The organism is Pseudomonas sp. MWU13-2105 (assembly GCF_023242315.1).
GTDB lineage: Bacteria > Pseudomonadota > Gammaproteobacteria > Pseudomonadales > Pseudomonadaceae > Aquipseudomonas.
The window spans coordinates 1-538 of sequence record NZ_JALLIY010000085.1 but is presented as its reverse complement, the minus strand read 5'-3'; the positions used below and the strand labels follow the sequence as shown (position 1 = coordinate 538).

The following is a 538-nucleotide window of genomic DNA, read 5'->3' as shown; positions in this document are numbered from 1 at the left end:
CGGCGCCTGACCACGACTTAAACCTTACATCCATCCATAGGGATTCTCGCCCTATGGGGCGAGCTCAGTCCCGCCCCCAGGAGTGCTTTATGGGAAAGCCATTGAATGTGTTGTGCCTACCGTTTCTGTTCATTCGGAACCCTTACGTCCCCGATTCGTTTCTGCGCCTGAACGAGTTCCAGCGCCAGTTCACGATCATCTGCAGCGGTGTGATGCGCTTGCCGGAAGAAGCACCGCGTGTGGGCTACTACCAAGTCACCGGCGCGTACGAGGTGGGGCATGCGGGTCTGATTGAAGACGCCATTGTGCTCTGTACCTCACGGTTCGAGGAGCTGCATGCTTATCCGAAACTGAGTGCGGCGGCTTCGTTTGACCCACGTTCGGTTGAGGTCTACTACACCCTCTCAGAGCTCACCAGACCATGCTCTGCGATCTATGGCAGCGCTGATATTCAACGGGTGCTCTCAGGTGTTGTCGGCCCCTCTGAGATCGTTTGGCGACGTCCCTGCCTCACGGATGAAGAAGTGCATGCGCTGGA

Annotated in this window: 1 protein-coding gene; it reads left to right on the top strand. The window is 57.2% G+C overall.

Annotation, left to right across the window (positions count from 1 at the left end; all coding sequences use genetic code 11):
• Positions 1-89: 89 nt before the first annotated feature.
• The coding region (locus M5B96_RS32410) for a hypothetical protein (RefSeq protein WP_248801241.1) at positions 90-538 on the top strand (449 nt) is incomplete at its 3' end.